The organism is Streptomyces peucetius (genome assembly GCF_025854275.1).
In the GTDB taxonomy this organism is placed as follows: Bacteria; Actinomycetota; Actinomycetes; order Streptomycetales; family Streptomycetaceae; genus Streptomyces; species Streptomyces peucetius_A.
In genome coordinates this window covers 7,483,974-7,509,485 of record NZ_CP107567.1, presented here as the reverse complement: position 1 = coordinate 7,509,485, position 25,512 = coordinate 7,483,974, and the positions used below count along the sequence as shown (strand labels likewise).

Sequence of the window (25,512 nt, the reverse complement as noted above, 5' to 3'; positions counted from 1 at the left end):
CGTCCCAACAAACCCAGATCTGCCGCGGCCCCGAGATGACTTTCGCGGGCCGCCAAACAACTTACGGAGGACCGATGCCGCTTCTCCGGCGGCATTCTCGCGAACTCGGCGACTAACCTCATGATCCCGCACGCAGACGCGGTCCCGCCGCGAACTGAGGGAAGCTGAGAGGGCATCCTTTGTGGACTACCCACAACTCGCTGGATCGGCGTAGACGGAGTCGACCGTTGCCCATCTCGTGCGACGCAAGACACGCCACGACTCCGCACGTGTACGAGACGGCCTTGCCGGCGGAGCCTTCGGCTGGCTCACTCCCGGCGCGACGCCAACGCGCGGGTCGCCACCAAATGAACTGACTACCCGTCAGTAAAGTCAGCATAGAGTCAGCATTCGTTCCGCCAAACGTCACCACACCCTGCGCCACATGGGAGTCGCACCCAAGGCCCGCAGCACACCTCAAGGGCCGAGCGAGCAGCTACGAGTCGTCAGGAAACGGAACCTCTCCCAAGTCGGCCCGCCCGAGGCCAGTTCAGACGATTGCCCCAGGTCAGCGCACCCTCCCCCGCGCCTTCAGCGGCGTCGCCGGCAGCTCCGGCGCCGGAAGCGGAGTGCCGTCGTAGCCCTTCACCTCGCCGAAGCGGGTGCCGTGCATCCAGTCCTCGCGGGCCTGTGCGATGTCCTCCTGGGTCCGGCCGATCCAGTTCCAGAACATGATGATCTCCTCCTCGAACGGCTCGCCGCCCAGCAGCATCAGGCCGGCGTCGGACTCGGCGCGCAGGGGGAGTTCGGTGCGGCCGCAGCCGAGGTAGAGCATCGAGCCGGGGAGCACCGGGACGCCGTCGACGTGGGCCTCGCCGGACATGGCGAGGACCGCGTACTCGAAGTCCGGGTCGAGCGGGAGGCGTGCCTCCGTGCCGTGGGCGAGGGCGAGATCCGCACCCACGAGCGGGGTGTACGTCGGGCCCGGTGACGTCGCTCCGTCGAGGCTGCCGAGGACGACCGTGGCGGTCAGGCCGGGGGCAGTGACGCGGGGCAGGTCGGTGTGGTGCTGGAAGTGGGGCTCGATGTGGCGGTGTTCCGCGGGCAGCGCCACCCACAGCTGGGCGCCGTGGAGGAAGCGGGCGTGGGGCCGGGGGCTCTCCTCGGAGTGGCTGATCGCGCGCCCGGAGGTCATGAGGCCCAGCTCCCGGGGGCGGATCGTGGCGAGCGCGCCGGTGCTGTCGCGGTGCAGGACCTCGCCCTCGTGCAGCCAGCTGACCGTCTGCAGGCCCATGTGCGGGTGCGGCGGCACCTGCATGCCGGGTTCGTCGGCGATGTCGTCGGGGCCGTAGTGGTCGACGAACGCCCAGGCGCCGACCATGCGCCGGCCCAGGTTGGGCAGCAGGCGGCGGACTTCGGTCGACTCGCCGAGCGGGACACGGCGGGGGCTGAGGAGTTCGCGGACGGGCTCGGCGACGACGAACCCCCGACCGCCGCATACGGTGGGGGTGGCCTGGCGATCGAGATTGCTCATGGGACACAACCTATTCCCGTACGGGCGCCGGAAGTCCACCCTCCGCTCCCGAGTTTTCCACCGGCGCACCGTGGCGCCGGTCAGCGGCCGTGAGACTCAGGCGAGGAGCCAGGTGATCAGAGACAGGGTGCCCATGGACAGCAGGGTGGAGAGCAGGACCGTCTCCGACACGAGCCGTGTGTCGAGGCGGTACTGGGACGCGAAGATGAACGCGTTCTGGGCCGTCGGCAGGCCCGCGCACAGCACGACCGCCAGCAGGTCATGGCCCTCGATGCCGAAGACCCAGCGGGCGAGCGCGTAGGCGACCAGCGGCTGGACGACCGTTTTGAGGGTGACGAGGACGTGCCGCTCGGCGCGTGCGGCCGGTGCCGGTTCGGTGAGCGGTACGGCGGCGCTTCCCGTCGTGCGGATGTCGAGGGACATGCCGAGCGCGAAGAGCGCCGCGGGAACGGCGGCGCCGCCGAGCATCTGGGCCGGTGCGGTCACCGCCTCCGGCAGGCGCAGGCCGAGGGCGGCCACCGCCACGCCCGCCGCCGACGCCGCGATGATCGGGTTGCGCAGCGGCAGCCGCAACAGGCGACGCCTGCCGCCCGCGCCGGGCGCGGCCTCGAGGTCGAGCAGGGTCAGGATCAGGGGTGTGACGAACAGGGTCTGGAAGAGAGCGGCCGCGACGGCGAACGAGGCGTCACCCAGGACGTGCACGGCCACGGGTATGCCGAGGTTGGCGGAGTTCACGTAGGAGCCCGCCATCGCGCCTATGGCCCGTTCGGCCGGCTTGCGGTGGAAGACCCAGCGCCCGATCAGCAGCCCGAGCCCGAGCATGACGAGGACGCTGACGGCGAAGACGGCCACCCCGGGGTTCGCCAGATCGGAGACGCGGGCGCGCGACAGGGTCACGAACAACAGCGCGGGCATGGCGAACGTGAAGGCGAACCGGCCCAGAACGTGCTGGGCCTGCTCTCCGAGTACGCCGAAGCGGCCGGCCGCCCAGCCGACCGCGGTGATCACCCAGATGGGCAGGAAGCCGGAGAGCACGGTCACCGCGCCAGCATGCCCGAGGGTGATCACGACCCCTCGGCCGCCCCCGTGCGGAGGGGGTGGCTCCGGTCAACGCGGACGGCCCCGGACCACCCCGGGCCACCTCCGGCGGCTTCGGGCGGCCCCGGACAGCCCCGCGCGGCCCCGCGGCAACCGCACGGCTCCAGGCGGCGAGCGGTCAAGGCGCCTTCCGGCGGCTTCGGGCGGAAAGGCGGCCCCGGTCACACGGCTCCGGGCGGAGGGGCGGCCCCCCGGTCACAACGCGGTCCGGCTCAGCCCGCCCGGTAGTTCTCCAGCAGCCTCAGCCAGACCTCGCTGATCGTCGGGTACGACGGGACCGCGTGCCAGAGCCGGTCGATGGGCACCTCCCCCGCCACCGCGATCGTCGCCGAGTGCAGGAGCTCGCCGACGCCCGCCCCGACGAAGGTCACACCGAGCAGGATCTCCCGGTCCAGGTCGACGACCATGCGGGCGCGGCCGCGGTAGTTCTCCGCGTAGAGACCGGCGCCCGCGACCGCGGCGAGGTCGTGGTCGACGGCACGCACCCGGTGTCCTGCCTGTTCCGCCTCGGCGAGGGACAGGCCCACGGCGGCGGCCTCGGGGTCGGTGAACACCACCTGTGGCACCGCGGCGTGGTCGGCCGTCGCAGAGTGCGCGCCCCAGCGGTCGGACTCCATCAGCGGAACGGCCTGCGCCCTGGCCGCGATGACGTCCCCGGCGATACGCGCCTGGTACTTGCCCTGATGGGTGAGGAGCGCCCGGCGGTTGACGTCGCCGACCGCGTACAGCCACTGCGAGCCCTCGACGCGGCAGCTGTCGTCGACCTTCAGCCAGGAACCCGGTTCCAGGCCCACGGTCTCCAGGCCGATGCTGTCGGTGCGCGGGGCGCGGCCCGTCGCGAAGAGCACCTCGTCGGCCTCGACGCGCTCGCCCCCGCCGAGGACCAGCGTCACGGGGCCCTTGCCGCCGGGGCGTTCGACGCCGGTCACCTCGGTGTCCGTGCGGATCGTGACGCCGGCCTCCTTCAGCCCCTCGGCCACGTGCGCGCCCACGAACGGTTCCATCCTGGGCAGCAGTCCACCGCCGCGTACGAGCAGGGTCACCTTCGAGCCGAGCGCCTGCCAGGCGGTGGCCATCTCGACGCCGACCACTCCCCCGCCCACGATCGCCAGCCGCCCCGGCGCCTCGCGCGCGCTGGTCGCCTCACGGCTCGTCCACGCGCCGGCTCCGGCCAGGCCCGGGATGTCCGGCAGGACCGCCCGGCTGCCGGTGCTCACGACGACGGCGTGCCGCGCGGTCAGCGACCAGTGCTCGCCCTCCGGTCCGTACACGACCACTTTCCTCGGACCGTGCAGAGCTCCTTTGCCCCGGTAGACGCGGGCGCCGATGGAGTCCAGCCAGGCCAGCTGGCCGTCGTCCTTCCAGTGGGACGCCTGCTCGTCACGCCGGGCGAGTACGGCCTTGGTGTCGAGCGGGCCCTGTACCGCGCCGTTCAGGCCGGGCAGCCTGCGGGCATCGGCCCTGGCGATGACCGGGCGCAGCAGCGCCTTGCTCGGCATGCACGCCCAGTACGAGCAGTCACCGCCGAGGAGTTCGCTCTCCACCACCGCGGTACTCAGTCCCGCCGCTCTCGTCCGGTCCGCCACGTTCTCCCCGACAGGGCCCGCGCCCAGCACTACGACGTCGTACTCCACAGCTTGGGTCATAGGGCCAGTCTGATCCGGGGTGTGCGTCCTGGCCACATGGGCAGGGGCAGGAATACCACGACCCCGGGCGCCGTTGTCCGGGGCGAGTCCGCCGGACGTCAGGAAGAGGTAGTACGTCATGAGCACCGTTGAGCTCACCAAGGAAAACTTCGATCAGGTCGTGACCGACAACGACTTCGTCCTGATCGACTTCTGGGCTTCCTGGTGTGGTCCCTGCCGCCAGTTCGCGCCGGTCTACGAGGGCGCGTCGGAGCGTCACACCGACCTGGTGTTCGCGAAGGTCGACACCGAGGCCCAGCAGGAGCTCGCGGCGGCCTTCGAGATCCGTTCGATCCCCACGCTGATGATCGTGCGCGACAACGTCGCGGTTTTCGCCCAGCCCGGTGCGCTGCCCGAGTCGTCGCTCGAGGACGTCATCGGACAGGCGCGCGCCCTCGACATGGACGAGGTCCGCAAGTCGATCGAGGAGGCCCAGCAGGGTGCTGCCGCACCCGAGGGCGGCCAGGCCGGGGCCTGACCTCGGCGCTCACGGCCTGTCCCGGGCCGTGAGTCGTACCGTGTCGTACGTGCGGGGCGTGAGCGGACAAGGTCCGGTCACGCCCCGCACGTGTGCCGGCGTCAGCGCTCCAGCACCAGGGCGATTCCCTGGCCCACCCCGATGCACAGGGCCGCCACCCCGGTTCCCGAGCCCGCCGCCGCGAGCTGGTGGGCCACGGAGCCGGCGAGGCGCGCGCCCGACGCGCCGAGCGGATGGCCGATGGCGATCGCGCCGCCCCGCCGGTTCACGACCGAGGGGTCCAGCTCCGGCCACTCGGCCAGGCAGCCGAGCGACTGTGCCGCAAAGGCCTCGTTGAGCTCGAAGGCCGTCAGATCGCCGAAGGACCTGTCCGCCTTAGCGAGCGCCCGCCTCACGGCTTCGACCGGGCCGAGCCCGAAGAGCTGCGGCTCGATCCCGGTGACCGCCGAGGCGCGGATCCGGGCGAGCGGCTCGCGGCCCGTCGCCCGCAGTCCCTCCTCGTCGACCAGGAGCAGCGCCGCGGCGCCGTCGTTGAGGGGTGAGGCGTTGCCCGCGGTGACCGTGCCGTCGGTGCGGAACGACGGCTTCAGCTTGGCGAGCGCCTCCATGGACGTGGTGTCGCGGATGCATTCGTCGCGAGGCAGGTCCACATCGCCGTAGGGGACGACCTCGCCGTCGTACAGGCCCTTCGCCCAGGCCTCGGCCGCCTTCTGGTGGCTGGCGAGGGCGAAGGCGTCCTGCTGTTCACGCGTGATGGCGTGCTTGTCGGCGACGAGTTCCGCCCCTTCACCGAGGGACGCGGTCCATTCGGCGGGCATCCTCGGGTTGACCATGCGCCAGCCGAGAGTGGTCGAGTGGAGCTGCTGGTGGCCCGCCGGGAAGGCGCGCTCGGGCTTCTGCAGCACCCAGGGCGCGCGGGACATCGACTCGACGCCGCCGGCGATCGCGACGGACGCGTCGCCCAGGGCGATGGCCCGGGCGGCCTGGACGACCGCCTCCAGGCCGGAGCCGCACAGCCGGTTGACGGTCACGCCGGGCACGGAGACCGGCAGTCCGGCCAGCAGCACCGCCATCCGGGCGACGTCGCGGTTGTCCTCGCCCGCCCCGTTGGCGTCGCCGAGGACGACGTCGTCGATGCGGGCCGGGTCGAGGTCCGGGGTGCGGTCGACGAGCGCCCTCACGACGTGCGCGGCGAGGTCGTCGGGCCGTACGGCGGAGAGCGCGCCCCCGAACTTGCCGATCGGGGTGCGTACGGCGTCGACGATGTACACGTCGCGGATGCTCATCGGTTGTCTCCCAGGGCCTGGAGCGGCGGGGTTGTTCAGTTCTTCGGTCGGGGCTGTTCGCGGGTCTTCGGTACGGTGTGTTCGTGCGGCTGTTCGCATGGTGAACTTTCATTCACAATCGTTCGTGCCCGAGTTTCGGCCCGGCCGTGCCCGCTGTCAACGGCCGGGCCGGGCACCCACCGCGCAAGGAGGCACCGTGCCGCAGCCCCTGCCCTCTCCCGTGGGTCCGCTCGACCGCGGCCTCGCCGTACTGCGCGCGCTGTCCTTGCCCCGGGCGCCGGACCGGGTCCGGCACAGCGAGCTGGCCCGTACGACGGGCTTCGCCCGCTCCACGGTGGACCGGGTGGTGTCCACGCTCGCCCGTCTGGAGATGGTGCGCGGCGACGGACGCGAAGTGGCGCTCGCGCCCCGGCTGCTGGAACTCGGCGGCGCGTATCTCGCGGCGAGCGGTGTCCCCGCGGCGCTGGGCCCGGCGGTGGCGCGCCTCGCCGACGAGTTCGGCGAGCCGGTGTCCGTCGCGGTCCCCGACCAGGACCTGGTGAGGTTTGTCGTACGGGCCTCGAGCCGCCGGACCATGAACCTCAGCTTCAGGGTCGGGGACGCGCTGCCGGCCGAGCGGTGCGCGGCCGGCGCGGTCTTCCGGGACGGGCTGGAGGCGGCCTGCGAGGAGCAGCTCGTCGAACCGGGCCTGGTGACTGTCGCGCTGCCCCTGCGGGACACGGCCGGGCGTACGGTGTGCGCGGTCGGCGTCGCCAGTCACACCAGCAGGCACACCGCGGACTCGCTGGCCCGAGCGGTACTGCCCCGGCTGCGTCAGGTGCGCGGCACGCTGGAGGACGCGCTCGCCGCGCCGCGGGCGCAGCGTGCCGTGGCGGCGGCCTCGCGGGACCTGTCCGCGGGCGCGAAACGGGAGTTGGGGCCCGTGTATCTGCAGTCCCTGGCCCGCGGGCTGGACGTGCTGCGCGCGCTGGGCGCGGACCCCGGCGGCGGCATGCCGCTGACCGCGGTCGCCAAGGCGACCGGACTGGCGCGGGCCACGGCCAGGCGGTCACTGCTCACCCTTGAGCACCTCGGTTACGCGGGGCGGGGGCCCGACGGGCAGCGGTTCGCGCTGCGGCCGCGCGTCCTCGAACTGGGCTGCGCCCGGCTGTCGGGCCTGGGGCCGGCCGACATCGCGCAGCCGCACCTCGCGGCCCTGGTGCGGCAGGTCGGCGAGTCGGCCTCGCTGGCGGTCCTCGACGGGTCCGACATCCGTTACGTGGCGAGGGTGCCGACGGTGCGCATCATGAGCATCGACATCACCGTCGGCACCCGCTTCCCGGCGTACGCCACGGCGATGGGGCGGGTGCTGCTCGCCGGCCTGCCGGCCGGTGAGCGGCCCGCTCTGCCGGCCGAACTGCCGGCGCTGACCGGTCACACGGTGACCTCGGCGGGCCGTCTGACGGCGGTCCTGGACGAGGTGGCCGTGCAGGGTCACGCCCTGGTCGACCAGGAGCTGGAGGAGGGTCTGCGCTCGCTCGCCGTCCCCGTACGCGACCGCCGGGGCAGGGTGGTGGCCGCGCTGAACGTCGCCCAGCACGCGGGGCGGGGCAGTGCGGAGGGGATGCGGGCGACGATGCTGGCGGCACTGCGGGAGACGGCGGGGCGGGTGGAGACGGAGCTGCGAGCGGTGGAGGCGGTCACGGGGGTGACGGGGGCGGCGTGACGGGCGGGCGGGGCCGGCGCCGGGCGACGTGACGGCAGCGGCGGCGCGGTCGGCCAAGGGCGCCTGCGGCGGGCCGCTTCCCCACCCCGCCCCTTCCCGGAACCGCGGCTCCGCCCCGGATCGCGAACCCGCTCCGCGTCTCGCGCGGTGTTCTCGGACTCTGCCGCACGAGCCGGCCGCCGAGCCCGGTGACGGGCCCGCTCCCGCCCGCCGCAGGAGCGCGGGCACGCGGTGCGCCCCCGGCCGCCGGCCCGGGCCTGGCAGGCCCCCGGCACACCGCGGAGCACGGTGAACGGGTCCGGAGCGAGCCCCGGCCCGGGAACGGCGGCCCCGAGCCCGCTGACCGGCGGTCCCGACAGAGCCCGTCGACGGTCCCGGCGCCGCCGACGGCAGGGCCCGGGGGATGCGGTGCGGACAGCACGGGGCGCGGTGAACGGGTCCGGGCGGAGCCCGGCCCAGGAGAGCCGAGCCCGGTGACGGGCGGTCCCGGACCGAGCCCCGGCCGGGAAAGGCGCAGCCGGTCCCGGCGCGCGGAAGCCCCCGCTACACCTCGTTCGCGTCGACCACCCGCGCCACCAGGCCCAGGGTCAGCTCCGCCCCGTCCACCAGCAGGGCCTCCACCGCGCGGGTCTCCGGGTCGATGTCGGCCTCGACGCCGTCGCCGACGTAGCGCGGGTAGCCGGACGCGCCCTGCTCGCCGGTGGCGTCGACGACGGCGGAGCGGATCGCGTGGCGGACGAGGGCGGCGGGGTCCAGGCCTTTGGCGGTTTCGGGGACCACGAGGATCCCGAAGCGCTGCGGTTGAGTGTTCATGGAGGCGACGCTAGACACCCGCCGCGCGCCGCGCACTACGGTGACGGGATGACGCATTCCACCACCCCCGTCCCCGGCGCACCGCGCCCGCACGGTTCGTCCCGCGCCGATGCCTCCCCGGACCTGCCGGGCAGCACCGGGCCGGCCGCCACCGCGGAGGCCGACCCGGCGCACGTCGGGCCGGTCCGCACCTCCTACGCCCCGAACCGTGACGGCGATCCCGACCCGGGCGAGGTCGTGTGGACGTGGGTGCCGTTCGAGGAGAACGACGGCCGCGGCAAGGACCGGCCGGTGCTGGTGGTGGCCCGGGAGGCGGCCGGCACCCTGCTCGCCGTGCAGCTGTCCAGCAAGCAGCACGACCACGACCGCGAGTGGGTGCCGATCGGCGTCGGGCCGTGGGACGGCGCCGGGCGCGAGTCGTGGGTGGATCTGGACCGGGTGCTGCGGGTGCACGAGGCGGGGATGCGCCGTGAGGCGTGCGCGCTGGACCGGCCGCGTTTCGACCAGGTCGTGCGGCGGCTGCGGGAGCGCTACGGCTGGAGCTGAGCGCCCGTGCCGAGCCGGTCGGCGAAGGCGCCGCGGAATGCGGCCAGGGTGGGGGACGTGCCCGACCTGTCGAGGACGGCGAAGACGACCTCGTCGAAGTGGCCGGCGAACCGGCCCTCGCCGGTCAGCAGGGCGCGGAAGGCCCCAGCCACCACGGCCGGGTCGTTGCGGAACACGCCGCAGCCCCACGCTCCGAGGACGAGACGGCGGTAGCCGCCCGCCACCGCCGTCTCCAGGACGCGCTCGGCGCGCGCGGCGAGCGCGGCGGGTATGCGGTGGGTCTCACCGGGTGTCCGGCGTGTGATGACCCCGGCGTTGGGCGCGGGCGAGGTGAGGAAGCCGGCCGTGTACGGCGTCTCCAGCAGGCGGCCGCGGTCGTCACGGAAGACGGGCACGCCGGGCGAGAGAATCACCCGATCGGTGTAGAAGACGCTTCGTTCCGCGCGGTGGTGGTCGTAGAACTCGGGCACCCGCAGCAGCGTCGCGTACAGGGCTGAGGCCCGGCAGAGCGCCTCCTCCTGTGCCTGCGCCCCGCCCAGATAGCCGCCGCCGGGGTTACGGGCGGAGGCGAAGTTCAGGACGGCGACCGGGCCGGGTCCGGCTCCGGTGAGGCGGCGGGCGGCCTCCGTGCTGCTCTCGCCCGTCACGTGGCAGGCGGTTGACCGGTCGGTGTCCGGCGTGACGGCCACCGGCGCGGGCCCGTACATCCGGGTGCCCTCCAGCGCCGTGGCGAGCTGCTGTCCGATGCTCACCTCGCGTCCGTCGGGCAGGCGGTACCTCCCGGCCCGGACGATCTCCTCGGTCTGCTTCGCGATCCCCCGCAGTCGTGCGCTCATGGCTTGCATCATCGAGAACCGCAGGTGACGGCCGCAAACACATTTCCGCTCCTCAGGGGCGCTCTTGTGCGCGGCCGCGGCAGTGGCCTTAGGTTGGCTGAGTCCCTTCGACAGGAGGAGCCGATCATGCACCCACCCGGTTCGGCCGACGTCGGCCGTCCGATGTCCGAGGCAGAGGCAGAGGACCTGCTCCGGTGCATCTGCTTCAAGACGGGCCCTCCCCGCACCGTCGGTGTGGAGCTGGAATGGCTGGTCCACGCGCGGGAGCAGCCTGAGGAACCCGTACCGCAGGACCGCCTCGAGGCGGCCTTCGACGACATACGCGCCCTGCCCCTGAATTCCGCCCTCACCTTCGAGCCGGGCGGCCAGCTGGAGCTCAGCTCGCCCCCCGCCGCTTCGCTGATGGAGTGCATCGACTCCACAGCCGCCGACCTTCAGGCCGTACGAGCGGCCCTCCACCCGGCAGGTCTCACTCTGAACGGGCTGGGCCTGGATCCCTGGCATCCGCCCCGCCGCATCCTCCACCAGCCGCGCTACGACGCGATGGAGACGTATCTCGACCGGTCCGGTCCCTTCGGCCGCGCCATGATGTGCAGTTCCGCCTCGATCCAGGTCTGCCTGGACACCGGTGAGGAGGAGCCGGGGCCGCTCGGGCACAGCCGCCGCTGGCGGCTCGCCCATCTGCTCGGCGCCGTGCTGCTGGCGGCGTTCGCCAACTCCCCCGTGCTGGCCGGGCGTCGCACCGGCTGGCGTTCCACGCGGCAGGCGGTGTGGAACATGCTGGATCCGGTGCGCCCGATGGCGCCGCCGCTGGAGGCGGAGCCGCGTGCGGCGTGGACGGCGCACGTCCTGGACGCCCCGGTGATGTGCGTGCGCACGCCGGAAGGGCCCTGGCCCCTTCCCGACCGGCTCACCTTCCGGGAGTGGCTGCGTTCGGACACGGGGCGGCCGGCGACCGTGGAGGATCTCGAGTACCACCTCACGACGCTCTTCCCGCCTGTACGGCCCCGGGGCCATCTGGAGCTGCGCATGATCGACGCGCAGTCCGGCGAGGACGGCTGGATGGTGCCGCTGGCGGTGGCCACCGCGCTGTTCGACGATCCCGAAGCGGCGGAGAGCGTGTACCGCGCCCTCAAGCCGCTCGCCGAGTGCATGGACGCGCAGGCCGCCGCTCCGCGCAATCCGCTGTGGGTGGCGGCGGCGCGGCACGGGCTGGCCGATCAGGAGCTGCACGCCGCCGCGGTGACGTGTTTCGCCGCCGCGCTGGAGTCGCTGGACCGGCTCGGCGTCTCCACGCCCGTGCGCGACGCCGTCGCCCGCTTCAACGAGCGCCATGTCCTTCGGGGCCGGTGCCCCGCCGACGACCCGAGCTTCCCCTCCGTGGCCAAGGAGTCCGGCACATGACCGACGAACTGCGGCGTCAGGCCCTCGACGCGCTGACCCGCGCCCGTACCCGTACCGCCGCTCTCACCTCCTGCGTCGACGACCGTGATCTGACCGCGCAGCACTCTCCGTTGATGTCGCCGCTGGTCTGGGACCTGGCCCACATCGGCAACCAGGAGGAGCAGTGGCTGCTCCGCAACGTCGGCAGGGGCGAGGCGCTGCGGCCCGAGATCGACTCCCTCTACGACGCCTTCGAGCATCCGCGGGCGGCGCGCCCCTCGCTGCCGCTGCTGGCGCCCGCGGAGGCACGGCTGTACGCCTCCGACGTCCGCGGACGGGTCCTCGACGTCCTGGAGCGGACCCCGTTCGAGGGCGGTGGTCCGCTCGTGGACGCGGGCTTCGCGTTCGGCATGATCGCCCAGCACGAGCAGCAGCACGACGAGACCATGCTGATCACGCATCAGCTGAGGAAGGGTCCGGCCGCGTTGTCGGCGCCCGCGCCGCCGAAGCATGACACCGGACCGCTGCCGCCCGAAGTCCTGGTCCCCGGCGGTGCGTTCACGATGGGGACGTCCACGGAGCCGTGGGCGCTGGACAACGAGCGGCCCGCGCACGAACGCATCGTGCCGGCGTTCCACATCGACACGGTGCCGGTGACCTGCGGCAAGTACCAGGCGTTCATCGAGGACGGCGGCTACCGCGACCGGCGCTGGTGGGCCGGTGAGGGCTGGGACCAGATCCGCCGGCACGACATCGGCTCTCCGCTGTTCTGGCGGCGGGAGGGTCACGTGTGGCTGCGGCGCCGCTTCGGTGTGACCGAGGAGGTGCCGCCGGACGAGCCCGTCCTGCATGTGAGCTGGTACGAGGCGGACGCGTACGCCCGCTGGGCGGGGCGCCGGCTACCCACTGAGGCCGAGTGGGAGAAGGCGGCCCGGCACGATCCGGGCACGGGCCTGGTCCGCCGCTACCCGTGGGGCGACGAGGAGCCGTCGGTGGCCCACGCGAACCTCGGCCAGCGCCATCTGCGGCCCGCGCCTGCGGGCAGCTATCCGCAAGGGGCGTCCCCGCTGGGTGTGCGGCAGCTCATCGGCGACGTCTGGGAGTGGACCGCGAGCGACTTCCTGCCGTACCCGGGCTTCGTCGCGTTCCCCTACCGGGAGTACTCGGAGGTGTTCTTCGGCAGCGAGCACAAGGTGCTGCGCGGCGGTTCCTTCGCCGTCGACCCGGTCGCCTGCCGGGGCACGTTCCGCAACTGGGACCTGCCGGTGCGGCGGCAGATCTTCTCCGGCTTCCGGACGGCCCGGGACGCAGAGGAGCGGGGCAGCGGGAACGGAGAGCCGATCTGATGTGCCGTCACATAGCCGTACTGGGACCGCCGGAGCCGCTGGGCACTTCGCTCGTCGAGCCGGCGCACGGTCTGCTGCGCCAGTCCTGGGCGCCGCGCCGGCAGCGTCACGGCACGGTCAACGCCGACGGCTTCGGCATCGGCTGGTACGCGGAGGGCGACCCCGTGCCCGCCAGGTACCGGCGCGCGGGACCGATCTGGGCCGACCTGTCGTTCGCCGACCTGGCGCGCGTGGTGCGCACCTCCGCGGTGCTCGCCGCCGTACGGGACGCCACCGCCCCGGGCGCGGACGCCGAGGCCGCGGCGGCGCCGTTCGCGTCCGGGCCCTGGCTGTTCAGCCACAACGGGGCGGTGCGCGGCTGGCCCGCCTCGATGGGGGCGCTCGCCGTGACGCTGCCCGCGGACGAACTGCTGTCGATGGAGGCGCGCAACGACTCGGCGCTGCTGTGGGCGCTGGTGCTGCACCGGCTGCGCGCGGGCGACGGCGTGGGGCAGGCGCTCGCCGACACCGTCCGTGACACGGCCGCGCTCTCGCCACAGTCGCGGTTGAACCTGCTCCTCACCGACGGCACGGCGGTCGCCGCGACCGCGTGGGGCGACACCCTCTGGTATCTCACCGGGCCCGGCCGGCGCACGGTCGTGGCCTCCGAGCCGTACGACGACGATCCGCGCTGGCAGGAGGTGCCCGATCGCACGCTGCTCACCGCGACCCGCACCGAGATCCTGCTGACCGAGCTCAAGGAGCCGACCTAAGTGAGCCCCTTCCTGCTGACCCGCACCCTGCCCGAGGACGCGACGGACGCCGCGCTGCGCGGTGACGTCCTGCACGGCCTGACCCGTACGCCCAAGTCCCTGCCGCCGAAGTGGTTCTACGACGCGCGCGGCAGCGAGCTCTTCGAGGAGATCACCCAGCTCCCCGAGTACTACCCGACGCGCGCCGAGCGGGAGATCCTCGCCGGCCGGGCGCCGGAGATCGCGGCGGCGACCGGGGCGCGGACCCTGGTGGAGCTCGGGTCCGGCTCCTCGGAGAAGACCCGTTTCCTGCTCGACGCGCTGCCGGGCCTGCACACCTATGTGCCGGTGGACGTGAGTGAGAGCGCTCTGTCGGGGGCGGCTCAGGCGCTGCTCGCCGAGCGCCCGTCGCTGAACGTGCATGCTCTGATCGCCGACTTCACCCGGGGGCTGGCGCTGCCCGGCACACCGGGGCCGCGGCTGGTCGCGTTCCTGGGCGGCACGATCGGCAATCTGCTGCCCGGCGAGCGGGCGGTGTTCCTGCGGTCGGTGCGCGCCCTGCTGGACCCCGGCGACTTCCTGCTGCTGGGGACGGACCTGGTGAAGGACGAGGCGGTGCTGGTGCGTGCGTACGACGACGCGGCCGGGGTGACCGCCGAGTTCAACCGGAATGTGCTCGCGGTCCTCGCCCGGGAGCTGGGCGCGGACGTCGACCCGGGCGATTTCGACCATGTGGCGCTGTGGGACCGCGACAACGAGTGGATCGAGATGCGGCTGCGGGCGCGTTCGGCCCTCACCGTCAAGATTCCCGAGCTGGATCTGGCGGTGCCGTTCGAGGCGGGCGAGGAACTGCGCACGGAGGTGTCCGCGAAGTTCCGTCAGGACGGTGTGCGGACCGAACTCGCGGCGGCCGGCCTGGAGCTGACGCACTGGTGGACGGACAAGGAGGGCCGGTTCGCCCTGTCGCTCGCGACGGCGAACTGAGCGGCCAGCGCCAGTGAGCGGCGGTCGGGCCGGCTCCCGGGGAGGATCGGCGGCAGCAGCCGGATCTCCGCGGTCAGCCTCCCGGCCGTCGCGACCCGCCACAGCGAGACGAGCAACGGGTCGTCGCCGACGAAGGCGGCCGCTCCGGTCGGGGAGAAGGTGATGCGTACGGGCTGGACGGCGACGCCCGCGTCGAGCGCGGCCTGGAAGGCGGCCGGGCGGAACCGTCCCCGTTCGCGACCGCACCAGGTGGAGCCCTCCGGGAAGACGACGACCCGCGCCCCGTCGCGCAGCGCGCCCGCCATCGCCGCCACGGTGGCGGGCAGCGTGCGCAGCCGGTCCCGTTCCACGAAGAGAGTCCCGCCGCGGGCGGCGAGCGGCCCGAGGACGGGCCATGAGCGGACCTCGCTCTTCGCGAGCATCCGCCCCGGCAGTACGGCGGCGATCAGCGGGATGTCCAGCCACGAGATGTGGTTGGCCACGACGAGCGCGCCCCGCAGCCCGTGCGGGACGCCCACGACCCGTACCCGTACGCCGAACGCCCGCAGCACGGCCCGTGACCACCAGCGGGTCAGCCGGTGGCGGACGGCGGCGCCCAGGAGCCTGCCGAGCAGCGCCGCGAGAGGCGCGAGCAGTACGCCGCAGGCGACGACCGCCAGGCCGGCCGTCAGCCGGACTGCGGCCCTGGCCCTGCCGGCCACCGCTCCGTGGTGGCCGGCGCAGCCCTGCGGGGTGCAGGGCGAGGTGGGCAGCCAGACGTTCATCGGACCGGTGCGAGCGAGAGAAAGTGGCGCAGGTAGCGCGGGTTGGTGCGGCGCAGCGACAGCAGGACGTAGAGGTCGGCGACGTTGAAGTCGGGGTCGTGGGCGGGAGCGCCGCACACCCAGGCGCCGAGCCTGAGGTAGCCGCGCAGCAGCGGAGGCAGTTCGGCCCGGCCCGCGGGACGGGTGACGGTCTCGGCGTTCCAGAGCTTGTGCGGGGTGACCCAGTACTCCTCGGGGGCGAGGTTCTTCTCCCGTACGGTGTTCCAGGTCGCGGCCGCGAGGCCGCCGCCGTCGGCGAGGGGGACGGAGCAGCAGCCGGCCAGCCAGTTGTGGCCGGTGCGGGTCATGTAGCGGGCGAGGCCGGCCCAGGTGAGGGCGATCACGGCGCCGTTGCGGTGCAGCGGGTGGACGCAGGAGCGGCCGACCTCGACGAGGTCGTCCCTGATGGCGTCGAGGCGCGTGAGGTCGAACTCCCCCTCGGAGTAGAGGCGGCCGGCGATCCTGGCGCGCTCCGGCGGCAGCAGCCGGTAGGTGCCGACGACCTCACCGGTGTCCGCCTCGCGGACGAGCAGGTGGTCGCAGTAGGCGTCGAAGGCGTCGGTGTCCAGCCCGGGCTCGGGTCCGTCGAGCCGGGCACCCATCTCTCCGGCGAACACCTGGTGGCGCAGCCGCTGAGCGGCACGGACGTCTTCCTGGTCGCGGGCGAGCGAGACGACGTAGCGGGGCTCGCCGCCCTGAGCCGGTACGGAGGAGGGGGCGGGCGCGGGCGCGGGGGCCTGTGCGGGGAGCGGAGCAGGCACGACGAGCGGGGATGCGGGCATGACGGTCTCCTGTGCCGGACGGAGGGACGGACCGCGGGTGCGGCGGCCCGGCTCCTTGTTTCTTCCGTGGCCGGCTGGACTCGACATGACCGCCCGGCGGAGAGCGGATGTGAGGACTCTGAATGCCGGGCGACCGGGCCCGCGGTGCCCGCCGGGGGCAAGGCACCTCGGCGCGCCACCGCCGGATCAGGGGCGCAGCGCCGCCGTGATCCTTTCGGAGGCCGCGCGGGCCGCGCGGGCCGGGTCCTGGCCCTGGAGGACGGCCGTCATGTACGGCTTGATCGGGTTGTCGGCCTCGACCGCCGCCCACTGGGGGGAGTTCGGGGTGGCGCGACCCCGTGCGGCGCCGGCCGCCATCGCGGCCGTGCCCTCGTTGCCCTCGATGACACCGGCGAGCGTCGTCTTGTTCGGCACGTAGTTCATCGTCAGGGCGAGTTCCGTCTGCCACCTCTCGCTCGCGAGTGCCGTGACCACCTCGACGGCGGCGGCCCGGTGGTCCGCCTTCTCGGGCACGATCAGGTCGGAGCCGCCGATGAAGACGGCGCCCGGCGCCTCCAATGTCTTTCCGGGCACGGGGAAGAAGCCCAGCTTCCCCTTGAGCGCGGGGTTGGCCTTCTCGATGGCGGGCACCGCGCTCGGCACCGCGATGATCTGCCCGACGTCGCCCTTGGCGAAGACTTCCGCCTGGGGAGGCGTGACCTCGTCGGCGTCCTTCGGTCCGTCGCCGTGCGACTGGAGTTCCTGGTAGAAGGCCATGCCGCGCAGCGCCGCCTCCGTGTGCAGGGCACCCTCCCAGTTGCCGCCCCTCTCGACGGCCAGCTCTCCGCCCTCGTCCCAGACGAACCCGGCGAGGGTGTACCAGTCCTGGCCCGACAGGTAGATGCCCTGCCGGCCGTTGCCGTCGAGCTTCTCGGAGATCTCCAGCCACTCGGCGCGGTCCTTCGGAGGCTCGGTTATGCCCGCCGCCGCGAAGAGGTCCTTGTTGTAGATGACGACGCGGTTGGCGGCGTACCAGGGGATGCCGTACTGGGAGCCGTTGATGCTGCCGGGTTCGGCGAGGCCGGGCAGCCACTCCTCGCTGCCGAGGTCGCGGACGGACTCCAGGGTCAGGTCGCGCAGCGCGTCGCTCTCCGCGTACCGGGCGACCTGGGTGTTGCCGACCTCGATGACCTCGGGTGCGTCGTCGCTCTCGAGCGCCGCCATGACCTTCTTGCCGATGCCGGTCCACTGCTGGAAGGTGACTTCCAGTTCCACGGACGGATGTTCCTTCTCGTACTCACTGGTGAAGCGCTCGAGGAACTCGCCGGAGACGCTGCCCTGCATCAGCCAGACGTCCACGGTGGTCTTCTGCGAACCGCCGGGGAGGACCCCGCAGCCGGCGAGCGTGAGTGCACACACGAGCGCGGTGGACAGGGCGAACGAGCGGTTCTTCACGTAGGACACCTTCTGCGTGGCACGGAGGATGGACCCGACGTGGGGGGAAGCGCGCGGCGCTCGCACGGGCGTGTGGCTGGATTTTGGTCTGCACCAAAGGTCCGGTCAAGTCCGGCAACCGAAGGAGGACCCGTGAGTACCGTCCACGGGGCGCTCACCTGACCTTCACACGGCATTCATGGCTGTGGCCGGAACGCCACCGCCCCGTCGCCGCCGGTGCGGCACGCCGGCGTGCACGGCCCGGCGTGCACGGCCGCCGGACACCGACGCCTCGCGGGAAGCCTTTTCGTGGGGCACGGTGGAGTGAACGCATCGAGAGGAGCGCGACAGACATGTCCAACCACACCTACCGCGTCACCGAGATCGTGGGCACCTCGCACGACGGTGTCGACCAGGCCATCCGAAACGGGATCACCCGGGCGTCGCAGACGCTGCGGGGCCTCGACTGGTTCGAGGTGACGCAGGTCCGCGGTCACATCGTCGACGGGCAGATCGAGCACTACCAGGTCGGTCTGAAGGTGGGCTTCCGTCTCGAGGACGGCGACTGACCGCCCGAGCGCCCTCGCGGGACGGCCGCCTCAGGTGCGGCCCTCGCGCTCCTGCGCGTCCCGCATCACGGGTGTCGTGCTCGACGCGCCCCAGCGCGCCGCCCGTACCACCCTGAAGCCGGCGCGCTCCGCGTCCTGGCAGACCAGTTCGTCGTCGTCGACCAGCATGCCGACCTCCCGGTCGCGGGCGAGCCGCCGCAGGATCTCCAGTTTGGTCCTGCGGGCCGGCCGCCGGTCGTCGTTGCGCCGCATGAAGAGGCGGCCCTCCGGCAGCCCCTGGGCGGCGAGCCAGTCCAGGGTGTCCGCCCTGCACCGCTCCGGTCGGCCCGTGAGGTACATGACCTCGCACTCCTTCGCGGCCTCCAGGCACAGCGCCACGCCCTCGGCGAGCGGCGGGTCGTACGGGGCAGCGGCGAAGAAGGCGTCCCAGGCGCGCGGCTTGCGTTCCAGCAGATGCTGGCGGTGCCCGGCGTCGGAGAGCGTCCCGTCGAGGTCGAATACGGCCAGCGGCCTGCTGCTGTGTGTCACACCGCCCACCCTAGAGCGGGGAACGGGAATCCCGGCGGGCCGTGAGCGTTGAACCGGTATGTGAGCTCAGTGACCGCATCGACCCGCCTGTCCGTGCTCGACCGCTCCCGCACCCGGGAGGGGTACGACGCTCCCGCCGCGCTGCGCGACACCGTGAGCCTCGCCCGGCACGCCGAGGCCCTGGGCTACCACCGGTTCTGGGTCTCGGAGCACCACGGTGTGCCCGGCGTCGCCGGTTCGGCGCCCACCGTGCTGGCGGCGGCCGTCGCGGCCGCCACCACGTCGATCCGCGTGGGCACCGGCGGGGTCATGCTGCCCAACCACCAGCCGCTGGTCGTCGCCGAGCAGTTCGGCGTGCTGGAGTCGCTCTTCCCGGGCCGAGTCGACATGGGCCTCGGCCGTTCCGTCGGCTTCACCGACGGCATCCGCAGGGCGCTGGGCCGGGAGAAGAAGGACGCCGAGGACTTCGCGGTGCAACTGGAGGAACTCCTCGGCTGGTTCACCGGCGGGCAGACGGCGCATCCCCACGTCCGCGCCCGCCCCTCCGAGGGCCTCCGGGTGCCGCCGTACCTGCTCGCCACCGGGGAAGGCGCGCGGATCGCGGCGCGGGCCGGCGTGCCGCTGGTCATCGGTGATCTGCGCGGCCGGGACCGGCTGCTGACGGCCGTGGACGGCTACCGGCGGGAGTTCCGCCCGTCCCGGTGGGCCGAGCGGCCGTACGTGGTCGTCGCGGGGACGGTCGCGGTCGCCGGGACCGAGGAGGAGGCGCACCGGCTGCTGATGCCGGAGGCCTGGTCGATGGCGTACTCCCGCACCCACGGGACGTTTCCGCCGCTCATGCCGCCGGAGCGGATCGAGGCCCTGGAGATGACCGCCAAGGAGCGGGACTTGTACGAGTCGGGCCTGCGGGGCCACATCGCGGGCACCGAGGAGCAGGTCGCCGAGGCGCTGGGGACAGCGGTGAAGGAGAGCGGCGCCGACGAGGTGCTGGTCACGACGAGCACCTACGACCGTGCCGCGCTGCTGGACTCGCTGCGGCGTCTGGCCCGGATCACAGGGCAGTCGCCGACCGGCTGACCAGCGCCGACACCTAGAATCGTCCGTTATGCACACCCCTCACGACCCGTATGTGCGCGTCAGAGGCGCCTGGGAGCACAACCTGCGCGGCGTCGACGTGGACATCCCGCGCGACGCCCTGGTCGTGTTCACCGGCGTGTCCGGCTCCGGCAAGTCCTCGCTGGCGTTCGGCACCGTCTACGCAGAGGCCCAGCGCCGGTACTTCGAGTCCGTCGCGCCGTACGCCCGCCGGCTGATCCACCAGGTGGGCGCGCCGAAGGTGGGTGAGATCACCGGTCTGCCGCCCGCGGTGTCGCTGGAGCAGCGCCGCTCCTCCCCCTCCTCGCGCTCCTCCGTGGGGACGGTCACCACGCTCTCCAACTCGCTGCGCATGCTGTTCTCCCGGGTCGGCGACCACCCCGAGGGCGCACCGCGTCTCGACTCGGACGCCTTCTCGCCGAACACGGCCGCCGGCGCCTGCCCCAAGTGCCACGGCCTGGGCCGCGTGCACAGCACCACGGAGGAGCTGCTGGTGCCCGATCCCTCGCTGTCGATCCGCGAGGGGGCGATCGCCGCCTGGCCCGGCGCCTGGCAGGGCAAGAACCTGCGTGATGTGCTGGACGCCCTCGGCCACGACGTGGACCGGCCCTGGCGGGACCTGGCGCAGCAGGACAGGGACTGGATCCTCTTCACGGACGAGCAGCCGGTCGTCACCGTGCACCCGGTCCGGGAGGCGGGCCGCATCCAGCGCCCCTACCAGGGGACGTACATGAGCGCCCGGCGCTATGTGCTGCACACGTTCTCGGACTCCAGGAGCCGGACGCTGCGCGCCAGGGCGGAGCGGTTCCTGACCAGTGAGCCCTGCCCGGTCTGTGCGGGCCGCAGGCTGCGGCCGGAGTCGCTCGCGGTGACCTTCGCGGGCCGTACGATCGCCGAGCTCGCGGCGCTGCCGCTGACAGCCCTGGCCGGAGTGCTGCGGGAGGGGGACGGCGGTGAGACGGCGCGGGTGCTGACGGCGGACCTGCTGGCGCGGGTCGCCACGGTGACCGAACTGGGCCTCGGCTATCTGAGCCTGGACCGGGCCACTCCCACGCTCTCCAGCGGTGAGCTGCAGCGGCTGCGGCTGGCGACCCAGCTGCGCTCGGGACTGTTCGGCGTGGTGTACGTGCTGGACGAGCCGTCGGCGGGACTGCATCCGGCCGACACGGAGGCGCTGCTCGTCGTCCTCGACCGTCTCAAGGCGGGCGGCAATTCGGTGTTCGTGGTGGAGCACCACCTCGGGGTGGTCCGGCACGCGGACTGGCTGGTGGACGTCGGGCCGCTGGCGGGCGAGCACGGCGGGCGGGTCCTGCACAGCGGTCCTCCGGAGCAGCTGGCCGGGGTGAGCGAGTCGGTCACCCGGCGTTTCCTCCTGGAGGCCGGGCCGCCACCCGTCCGGACACCGCGCGAACCGTCCGGCCACCTCACGCTGGGGCCGGTGACCCGCCACAATCTGCGCGGGCTCACCACGCGCCTGCCGCTCGGGGTCCTCACCGCGGTGACGGGTGTGTCGGGCTCGGGGAAGTCCACCCTCGTCGGCTCCGTCACGGAGGAACACCCGGGCGTCGGACGTCTGGTGACGGTCGATCAGAAGCCGATCGGCCGTACGCCGCGCTCCAACCTCGCCACGTACACGGGCCTGTTCGACGTGGTCCGCAAGGTGTTCGCCGCCACCGGGGAGGCCCGGGAGCGGGGTTACCGGGCGGGCCGGTTCTCGTTCAACGTGTCCGGCGGGCGGTGCGAGACCTGTCAGGGCGAGGGATTCATCTCGGTGGAGCTGCTGTTCCTGCCCAGCACGTACACGCCCTGCCCGGCCTGCGGTGGCGCCCGCTACAACGAGGAGACGCTCCAGGTGAGGCACCGGGGCCTGAACATCGCCGAGGTGCTGGACCTGACCGTCGAGGGCGCGGCGGACTTCCTCACCGGGACCCCGGCGGCCGAGCGCAGTCTCCGCGCGCTGCTCGACGTGGGGCTCGGCTATCTGCGGCTCGGCCAGCCGGCGACCGAACTGTCGGGCGGTGAGGCCCAGCGGATCAAGCTCGCCACGGAGCTGCAGCGCCTGCGCCGCGGTCACACCCTGTACGTGCTCGACGAGCCGACGACCGGGCTGCACCCCGCCGACGTGGAGGTACTGATGCGTCAACTGCACGGCCTGGTCGACGCAGGGAACACGGTGGTGGTGGTCGAGCACGACATGGACGTGGTGGCGGGCGCGGACCGGGTCATCGACATGGGTCCGGGCGGGGGTGACGAGGGCGGCCGCATCGTCGCGTCCGGCTCCCCGGCCGAGGTGGCGCGGGCGGCGGGCAGCCGCACCGCGCCGTATCTCGCCGAGGCGCTCGGACGATAGGCTCCGTCGCCCCCGCGGCGGGGGCTACGCGGCGGTGTCGTAGGTGTAGTGCGGTCTGTGGTCGAGCATGTCGGCGGGTGTCACGTCGTTCCAGGGGCGCATCGGGTCGTGCAGGTCCACCACGTCGGACGTGGCGGCCGCCGGGGCGTACGCCGAGTCCGGGTGACGGGTCTGCCACTGCGTCCAGAGCCGGTCGATGAAGGCGTGGTGCAGCCAGAACACGGGGTCGTTGGGGGAGACTCCAGTGGCCATCTGACCGCCGACCCAGACATGGACCCGGTTGTGGAGGTTGACGCCGCGCCAGCCTTCGAGGTGGTTGCGGAAGCCGTCTGAGGCGCTGTTCCAGGGGGGCATGTCGTAGACGGGCATGGCGAGGACCGAGTCGGTCTCGGCCCGGGTGGGCAGTTGGAGGCCGCGGGCGCCGAGCGAGCGCCGCAGATGGTCACGGCCGTCCACCCGCACGGTGATCGGCCAGTTCCCGGCCGCGGCGGCGAACGGCCCGTCCATGACTGCGCCGTCGCGGCTGCGGCCGGTGCCGCCGAGGAAGTCGGCCGCCCAGAGCGAGGAGGCGGGTGTGCGGTCGACCGTCCAGTCCCAGTACGGCAGGGCGACGGACGGGTCGACGGACTGCAGCGCCTGCTCGAAGTCGAGGAGGAATCTGCGGTGCCAGGGCAGGAACGACGGCGACCGGTGGCCGGTGCGGGGCCCGTGGTCGGTGTCGCTCATGATGAAACCGTTGTGGGTGGTGACGAAGGCGTCGTAGCGGCCGGTCCGCTTGAGTTCGAGCACCGCGTCGGTGAAACGCCTCTTCTCGGCGGTGGTGAGCGCGGCCTGGTTCTTGCGTACGGTCATGGTGCGGGCTGCTCCCGGGTCAGGCGAGGTCGAGGGGGACGAGGGAGGCGCCCTGGAGTTCCAGGACCGCGGCGCGCGCGAGGGCCCGCGGGGTGGCCTGCGGCTCGTAGTGGTTCACGACGCTGATCCACGTACCGTCGGCGTTGCGCATGACGTGCAGTTCTTGGCCGTCGATCCGCACAATCCAGCCGTCCGCGTGGTGTGCGTGGTGGCCGCCGCTGTGCGACGGGCCGCCCTGTATGCGACGGCCGAGGTAGACCTCGTCGAAGGGCTGCGGAGTGCCGTGGACGGTGCGCCGTCGCACGGCGGCCGGTGCGGCAGCCGTGGCAGGTGCGGCAGGTGCCGGAGGCGCGGCGCCGACGACGGCGAGGCCCGCGGCGGCGCCGGCGCCCAGGGCCTGACGGCGGGTGAGTCGGGACATGACTGATCCCCCAGAGGTGCTGTGGTCCGTACGGCGGTGTGGTCGGCACCGCCCGCGGACATGCCTACCTGGATCCGCGAGACGCCCGGTAAACGGCGGGGGCCGCTTGGCCGCGAAATGGACAACTCGACGCGAGAGGTACGGAATTGAACAGAAGTTGATCTTGCGATCACGCGGCCTGCGGGTACCACAGGAAGCGAATATTCCGCCCTGAAGGCGGGCCCTCAACGGACGTTCTTCGGTGCGGGCACAGAATCCATGCACATTCTCACGCCGCAAACATGACCGGAACATATGCCGGTTCTGCTCCGGCCCCGCTCCTGGACCGCCCCCGGCCCCGGTCCGCTCGACGGCCGTGACGGCCCCTCAGCCGTACACCACCGACCAGGGCCGTGGCCCCGCCTCCCCTCCCCCGCCGTACGGCACCGCCGTACGGTCGCGCCCGAGCACCTCCGCCGCGACAGCGGCGAACTCCCGGGCCGCGGCGCCGTGCGGCGACCGGCGGGGCCAGGCGGCACAGATCCGCTGGGCGAGCGGCCGGCCGACGAGCGGCCGCCAGGCGGCCCTGGGCTCCTTGCGGGCGACCGTCCCCTGGTCGAAGGCGACTCCGTGACCCGCCGTCACCAGGCCGATGAGGAACTCCGGGTTGCGTGCGTGCCTGATCCTGCCGGGGACGAAGCCCTCCCGCCGGCAGACGTCGAGCGTCGTGTCGTACCAGCCGGGCGCCGACGTCCGGGGGAAGAGGACCAGGTCGTGCCCCGCCAGGTCGCCCACGGCGACCTCCGGCAGCCGCGCGAGAGGCGATGTCCGGGGCAGCACCACTCCGAGCTCGATACGGACCTCCGGTCCCAACTCCAGTTCCGTGGCGTCGACCGGCTGATGCACCAGCCCTGTGTCCAGGCCCCCGGAGGCCAGCAGCCGCAGCTGCTCGTCCGTCGTCACCTCCTGGAGATCGACCCGCAGTCCGCGCTCGTCGCACCGGACGAGGAGCGCGGAGAGCACCGCGGCCGAGGTGTCGGGCGGCACGCCGGCGCGCAGCGTCCCGAGGTCGCCGTCGCGGGCGCGCCGGACGAGCGCTCTCGTACGCTCCTCGCGTGCCAGCAGCTCCCTCGCCTCGTCGAGGAGCACCGAGCCGGCCGGGGTGAGCCGCACCTGCCGGCGGGAGCGGTCGAAGAGTTCGGCCCCGAGGTCGTCCTCCAGTCTGCGCACGGCACGGCTCAGCGGGGGCTGGGCCATCCCGAGCCGTTCGGCTGCCCGCCCGAAGTTCAACTCGTCGGCGACGGCGACGAAGATACGCAAGTGGCGCAGGAGATCCACGGGGAAGACCTTAGGCGACAGGCGGGAGTGTTGATCCGGATGCGGGTGGAGGAGCGGCTGGGTGCGGTGTTCGCCGCGGCGGGGGCCGCGGGGGCGCTGCACGCCGTGGACATCGACGGCCCGGGGGAGGTCGGGTGCCGCCCCGACGAACCGGTGGTGGTGGCCTCCGTGTTCAAGGTGCTGCTGGTGCTGGAGTTCGCCCGGCAGGCGGCTGCCGGTCAGCTCGACCCCCGGGAGCGGGTACGGGTGAGCGCGGACCGCAGGCTCGGTGGCTGGGGCACCGGCGGCTGCCTGGACGACGTGGAGCTTTCGCTGCGCGACCTCGCGCACTTCGCCATGGCGGTGAGTGACAACACGGCGGCCGACCTGCTGATGGAACGGGTCGGGGCGGACACCGTGGCGCTGCTCGCCGCGGAACTCGGTCTGGTGGGCACCCGGATCGTGGGCGGCCCGAGGCAGTTGCTGGAGTCGATGCTCGCCGAGGTGGGGGCCCAAGACGAGCGGGAGTTCGCCGCGGTGTTCCCGACCCTGTCCCCCGAGCAGGTGCGGGCGCTCGGCGTCCACGACCCTGCCCGTACGAACGCGAGCACACCGCGCGAGATGACGCGGCTGCTGCGGATGGTGTGGCGTGACGAGGCCGGCCCGCCGCAGGCGTGTGCCCAGGTGCGGGACCTGATGGCCCGGCAGGTGTTCCGGCACCGGCTGGCCGCCGGGTTCGGCGACGGCGTGCGCGTCGCGGCCAAGACCGGGACGCTGCCCGGGCTGCACAACGAGGTGGGTGTGGTCGAGTTCCCGGACGGCGGGCGGTACGCGGTCGCCGTGTTCGCCCGCACCCCGGACCTCGTCGCGAACCATACGCAGACGGACGTGGCCATCGGTACGGCGGCGCGGACCGCGGTGGATCTGCTGCGCGGCACCGGGACCGGGCAGCCCCTTTGACCAGGCCTCATGCGTCCGGCGGTATGAGTCGTGCGGCGG

The 25,512-nt window shown here is 73.1% G+C and carries 24 protein-coding genes; 11 read left to right on the top strand and 13 right to left on the bottom strand.

Features of this window, described 5'->3' with window-relative positions:
* Nucleotides 1-547 precede the first annotated feature (547 nt).
* The 3 genes from OGH68_RS33880 to OGH68_RS33870 form a co-directional block, all read right to left on the bottom strand.
* Complete coding sequence (locus OGH68_RS33880; protein WP_264249318.1) at nucleotides 548-1,513, bottom strand: pirin family protein; 966 nt, start codon at nucleotides 1,511-1,513, stop codon at nucleotides 548-550.
* Nucleotides 1,514-1,609: 96 nt separating this feature from the next.
* Complete coding sequence (locus OGH68_RS33875) at nucleotides 1,610-2,554, bottom strand: AEC family transporter (RefSeq protein WP_264249317.1); 945 nt, start codon at nucleotides 2,552-2,554, stop codon at nucleotides 1,610-1,612.
* Nucleotides 2,555-2,823: 269 nt separating this feature from the next.
* Nucleotides 2,824-4,257 (bottom strand): dihydrolipoyl dehydrogenase family protein, encoded by a 1,434-nt coding sequence (locus tag OGH68_RS33870; RefSeq protein ID WP_264249315.1) that lies wholly within the window; start codon nucleotides 4,255-4,257, stop codon nucleotides 2,824-2,826.
* Between the two features lie 118 nt (nucleotides 4,258-4,375).
* On the opposite strand from OGH68_RS33870, the gene trxA reads away from it, so the two are divergent.
* Nucleotides 4,376-4,774, top strand: a complete 399-nt coding sequence (trxA, locus tag OGH68_RS33865) for a thioredoxin (protein WP_264249314.1) — start codon at nucleotides 4,376-4,378, stop codon at nucleotides 4,772-4,774.
* A 101-nt stretch (nucleotides 4,775-4,875) separates the two neighbouring features.
* Here the strand turns inward: trxA and OGH68_RS33860 are convergent, their stop codons facing one another.
* The gene (locus OGH68_RS33860; protein WP_264249313.1) at nucleotides 4,876-6,060 is read right to left on the bottom strand and encodes a thiolase family protein; all 1,185 of its coding nucleotides are present in this window, start codon (nucleotides 6,058-6,060) and stop codon (nucleotides 4,876-4,878) included.
* Nucleotides 6,061-6,256: 196 nt separating this feature from the next.
* Here OGH68_RS33860 and OGH68_RS33855 point away from each other — a divergent pair, with 196 nt between their 5' ends.
* A complete protein-coding gene (locus tag OGH68_RS33855) occupies nucleotides 6,257-7,765 on the top strand; it encodes an IclR family transcriptional regulator C-terminal domain-containing protein (RefSeq protein WP_264249312.1) in 1,509 nt (502 codons plus the stop codon).
* A 543-nt stretch (nucleotides 7,766-8,308) separates the two neighbouring features.
* On the opposite strand, the gene OGH68_RS33850 is transcribed toward OGH68_RS33855, so the two are convergent.
* Nucleotides 8,309-8,578 carry a hypothetical protein gene (locus OGH68_RS33850; protein WP_264249311.1) on the bottom strand — a complete coding sequence of 90 codons (270 nt, stop codon included), beginning with the start codon at nucleotides 8,576-8,578 and terminating at the stop codon, nucleotides 8,309-8,311.
* 48 nt (nucleotides 8,579-8,626) lie between these two features.
* Here OGH68_RS33850 and OGH68_RS33845 point away from each other — a divergent pair, with 48 nt between their 5' ends.
* Nucleotides 8,627-9,124 carry a type II toxin-antitoxin system PemK/MazF family toxin gene (locus tag OGH68_RS33845; protein WP_264249310.1) on the top strand — a complete coding sequence of 166 codons (498 nt, stop codon included), beginning with the start codon at nucleotides 8,627-8,629 and terminating at the stop codon, nucleotides 9,122-9,124.
* Here the strand turns inward: OGH68_RS33845 and OGH68_RS33840 are convergent.
* Complete coding sequence (locus OGH68_RS33840; RefSeq protein ID WP_264249309.1) at nucleotides 9,109-9,960, bottom strand: TIGR02452 family protein; 852 nt, start codon at nucleotides 9,958-9,960, stop codon at nucleotides 9,109-9,111. The two genes, OGH68_RS33845 and OGH68_RS33840, sit on opposite strands and share 16 nt — an antisense overlap.
* 126 nt (nucleotides 9,961-10,086) lie before the next feature.
* Here OGH68_RS33840 and egtA point away from each other — a divergent pair, with 126 nt between their 5' ends.
* Genes egtA through egtD form a run of 4 tightly spaced genes read left to right on the top strand, consistent with a single transcriptional unit; the run spans nucleotide 10,087 to nucleotide 14,404 of the window.
* Nucleotides 10,087-11,364 (top strand): ergothioneine biosynthesis glutamate--cysteine ligase EgtA, encoded by a 1,278-nt coding sequence (gene egtA / locus OGH68_RS33835; RefSeq protein ID WP_264249308.1) that lies wholly within the window; start codon nucleotides 10,087-10,089, stop codon nucleotides 11,362-11,364.
* Nucleotides 11,361-12,689 carry an ergothioneine biosynthesis protein EgtB gene (gene egtB, locus OGH68_RS33830; RefSeq protein ID WP_264249306.1) on the top strand — a complete coding sequence of 443 codons (1,329 nt, stop codon included), beginning with the start codon at nucleotides 11,361-11,363 and terminating at the stop codon, nucleotides 12,687-12,689. Before egtA ends, egtB begins: the two co-directional genes overlap by 4 nt.
* Nucleotides 12,689-13,441 carry an ergothioneine biosynthesis protein EgtC gene (egtC, locus tag OGH68_RS33825; protein ID WP_264249305.1) on the top strand — a complete coding sequence of 251 codons (753 nt, stop codon included), beginning with the start codon at nucleotides 12,689-12,691 and terminating at the stop codon, nucleotides 13,439-13,441. Before egtB ends, egtC begins: the two co-directional genes overlap by 1 nt.
* Nucleotides 13,442-14,404: an L-histidine N(alpha)-methyltransferase gene (gene egtD / locus OGH68_RS33820; protein WP_264249304.1), complete on the top strand. Its 963-nt coding sequence runs from the start codon at nucleotides 13,442-13,444 to the stop codon at nucleotides 14,402-14,404. It abuts the gene before it with no gap.
* Here the strand turns inward: egtD and OGH68_RS33815 are convergent.
* The 3 genes from OGH68_RS33815 to OGH68_RS33805 all read right to left on the bottom strand — a co-directional run bounded on the left by OGH68_RS33815 (nucleotide 14,299) and on the right by OGH68_RS33805 (nucleotide 17,423).
* A complete protein-coding gene (locus OGH68_RS33815) occupies nucleotides 14,299-15,168 on the bottom strand; it encodes a lysophospholipid acyltransferase family protein (RefSeq protein WP_264249302.1) in 870 nt (289 codons plus the stop codon). The two genes, egtD and OGH68_RS33815, sit on opposite strands and share 106 nt — an antisense overlap.
* On the bottom strand, nucleotides 15,165-15,989 hold the full coding sequence (locus OGH68_RS33810; protein WP_264249301.1) for a GNAT family N-acetyltransferase: 825 nt from the start codon (nucleotides 15,987-15,989) through the stop codon (nucleotides 15,165-15,167). Before OGH68_RS33810 ends, OGH68_RS33815 begins: the two co-directional genes overlap by 4 nt.
* 186 nt (nucleotides 15,990-16,175) lie before the next feature.
* Nucleotides 16,176-17,423 carry an extracellular solute-binding protein gene (locus OGH68_RS33805; RefSeq protein WP_264249299.1) on the bottom strand — a complete coding sequence of 416 codons (1,248 nt, stop codon included), beginning with the start codon at nucleotides 17,421-17,423 and terminating at the stop codon, nucleotides 16,176-16,178.
* A gap of 332 nt (nucleotides 17,424-17,755) precedes the next feature.
* Here OGH68_RS33805 and OGH68_RS33800 point away from each other — a divergent pair, with 332 nt between their 5' ends.
* Entirely contained in the window at nucleotides 17,756-17,971 is a 216-nt protein-coding gene (locus OGH68_RS33800) for a dodecin (protein WP_264249298.1), read from the top strand.
* Between the two features lie 30 nt (nucleotides 17,972-18,001).
* Here OGH68_RS33800 and OGH68_RS33795 read toward each other — a convergent pair whose 3' ends face one another.
* On the bottom strand, nucleotides 18,002-18,499 hold the full coding sequence (locus OGH68_RS33795; protein WP_264249297.1) for a hypothetical protein: 498 nt from the start codon (nucleotides 18,497-18,499) through the stop codon (nucleotides 18,002-18,004).
* A 60-nt stretch (nucleotides 18,500-18,559) separates the two neighbouring features.
* On the opposite strand from OGH68_RS33795, the gene OGH68_RS33790 reads away from it, so the two are divergent.
* Both OGH68_RS33790 and OGH68_RS33785 read left to right on the top strand, forming a co-directional pair.
* Nucleotides 18,560-19,576 carry an MsnO8 family LLM class oxidoreductase gene (locus OGH68_RS33790; protein ID WP_264249295.1) on the top strand — a complete coding sequence of 339 codons (1,017 nt, stop codon included), beginning with the start codon at nucleotides 18,560-18,562 and terminating at the stop codon, nucleotides 19,574-19,576.
* Nucleotides 19,577-19,604: 28 nt separating this feature from the next.
* Nucleotides 19,605-21,944 (top strand): excinuclease ABC subunit UvrA, encoded by a 2,340-nt coding sequence (locus OGH68_RS33785; protein WP_264249294.1) that lies wholly within the window; start codon nucleotides 19,605-19,607, stop codon nucleotides 21,942-21,944.
* Nucleotides 21,945-21,968: 24 nt separating this feature from the next.
* Here the strand turns inward: OGH68_RS33785 and melC2 are convergent, their stop codons facing one another.
* The 3 genes from melC2 to OGH68_RS33770 form a co-directional block, all read right to left on the bottom strand.
* Nucleotides 21,969-22,796 carry a tyrosinase MelC2 gene (melC2, locus tag OGH68_RS33780; protein WP_264249291.1) on the bottom strand — a complete coding sequence of 276 codons (828 nt, stop codon included), beginning with the start codon at nucleotides 22,794-22,796 and terminating at the stop codon, nucleotides 21,969-21,971.
* Nucleotides 22,797-22,815: 19 nt separating this feature from the next.
* Nucleotides 22,816-23,217, bottom strand: coding sequence for an apotyrosinase chaperone MelC1 (gene melC1 / locus OGH68_RS33775; protein ID WP_264249289.1), 402 nt, complete (start codon nucleotides 23,215-23,217; stop codon nucleotides 22,816-22,818).
* Between the two features lie 366 nt (nucleotides 23,218-23,583).
* Nucleotides 23,584-24,525: a LysR family transcriptional regulator gene (locus OGH68_RS33770; RefSeq protein ID WP_264250419.1), complete on the bottom strand. Its 942-nt coding sequence runs from the start codon at nucleotides 24,523-24,525 to the stop codon at nucleotides 23,584-23,586.
* A 48-nt stretch (nucleotides 24,526-24,573) separates the two neighbouring features.
* Here OGH68_RS33770 and OGH68_RS33765 point away from each other — a divergent pair, with 48 nt between their 5' ends.
* The gene (locus OGH68_RS33765) at nucleotides 24,574-25,473 is read left to right on the top strand and encodes a serine hydrolase (protein ID WP_264250417.1); all 900 of its coding nucleotides are present in this window, start codon (nucleotides 24,574-24,576) and stop codon (nucleotides 25,471-25,473) included.
* Nucleotides 25,474-25,512: the final 39 nt, after the last annotated feature.

Coding starts and splice junctions, on each gene's coding strand:
- OGH68_RS33850 (WP_264249311.1), bottom strand. CDS start 8,578: ATGAACACTCAACCGCAGCGCTTCGGGATCCTCGTGGTCCCCGAAACC.
- melC2 (WP_264249291.1), bottom strand. CDS start 22,796: ATGACCGTACGCAAGAACCAGGCCGCGCTCACCACCGCCGAGAAGAGG.
- OGH68_RS33785 (WP_264249294.1), top strand. CDS start 19,605: ATGCACACCCCTCACGACCCGTATGTGCGCGTCAGAGGCGCCTGGGAG.
- melC1 (WP_264249289.1), bottom strand. CDS start 23,217: ATGTCCCGACTCACCCGCCGTCAGGCCCTGGGCGCCGGCGCCGCCGCG.
- egtA (WP_264249308.1), top strand. CDS start 10,087: ATGCACCCACCCGGTTCGGCCGACGTCGGCCGTCCGATGTCCGAGGCA.
- OGH68_RS33815 (WP_264249302.1), bottom strand. CDS start 15,168: ATGAACGTCTGGCTGCCCACCTCGCCCTGCACCCCGCAGGGCTGCGCC.
- egtC (WP_264249305.1), top strand. CDS start 12,689: ATGTGCCGTCACATAGCCGTACTGGGACCGCCGGAGCCGCTGGGCACT.
- OGH68_RS33810 (WP_264249301.1), bottom strand. CDS start 15,989: ATGCCCGCATCCCCGCTCGTCGTGCCTGCTCCGCTCCCCGCACAGGCC.
- OGH68_RS33800 (WP_264249298.1), top strand. CDS start 17,756: ATGTCCAACCACACCTACCGCGTCACCGAGATCGTGGGCACCTCGCAC.
- OGH68_RS33840 (WP_264249309.1), bottom strand. CDS start 9,960: ATGAGCGCACGACTGCGGGGGATCGCGAAGCAGACCGAGGAGATCGTC.
- trxA (WP_264249314.1), top strand. CDS start 4,376: ATGAGCACCGTTGAGCTCACCAAGGAAAACTTCGATCAGGTCGTGACC.
- OGH68_RS33765 (WP_264250417.1), top strand. CDS start 24,574: ATGCGGGTGGAGGAGCGGCTGGGTGCGGTGTTCGCCGCGGCGGGGGCC.
- egtB (WP_264249306.1), top strand. CDS start 11,361: ATGACCGACGAACTGCGGCGTCAGGCCCTCGACGCGCTGACCCGCGCC.
- OGH68_RS33845 (WP_264249310.1), top strand. CDS start 8,627: ATGACGCATTCCACCACCCCCGTCCCCGGCGCACCGCGCCCGCACGGT.
- OGH68_RS33870 (WP_264249315.1), bottom strand. CDS start 4,257: ATGACCCAAGCTGTGGAGTACGACGTCGTAGTGCTGGGCGCGGGCCCT.
- OGH68_RS33860 (WP_264249313.1), bottom strand. CDS start 6,060: ATGAGCATCCGCGACGTGTACATCGTCGACGCCGTACGCACCCCGATC.
- OGH68_RS33880 (WP_264249318.1), bottom strand. CDS start 1,513: ATGAGCAATCTCGATCGCCAGGCCACCCCCACCGTATGCGGCGGTCGG.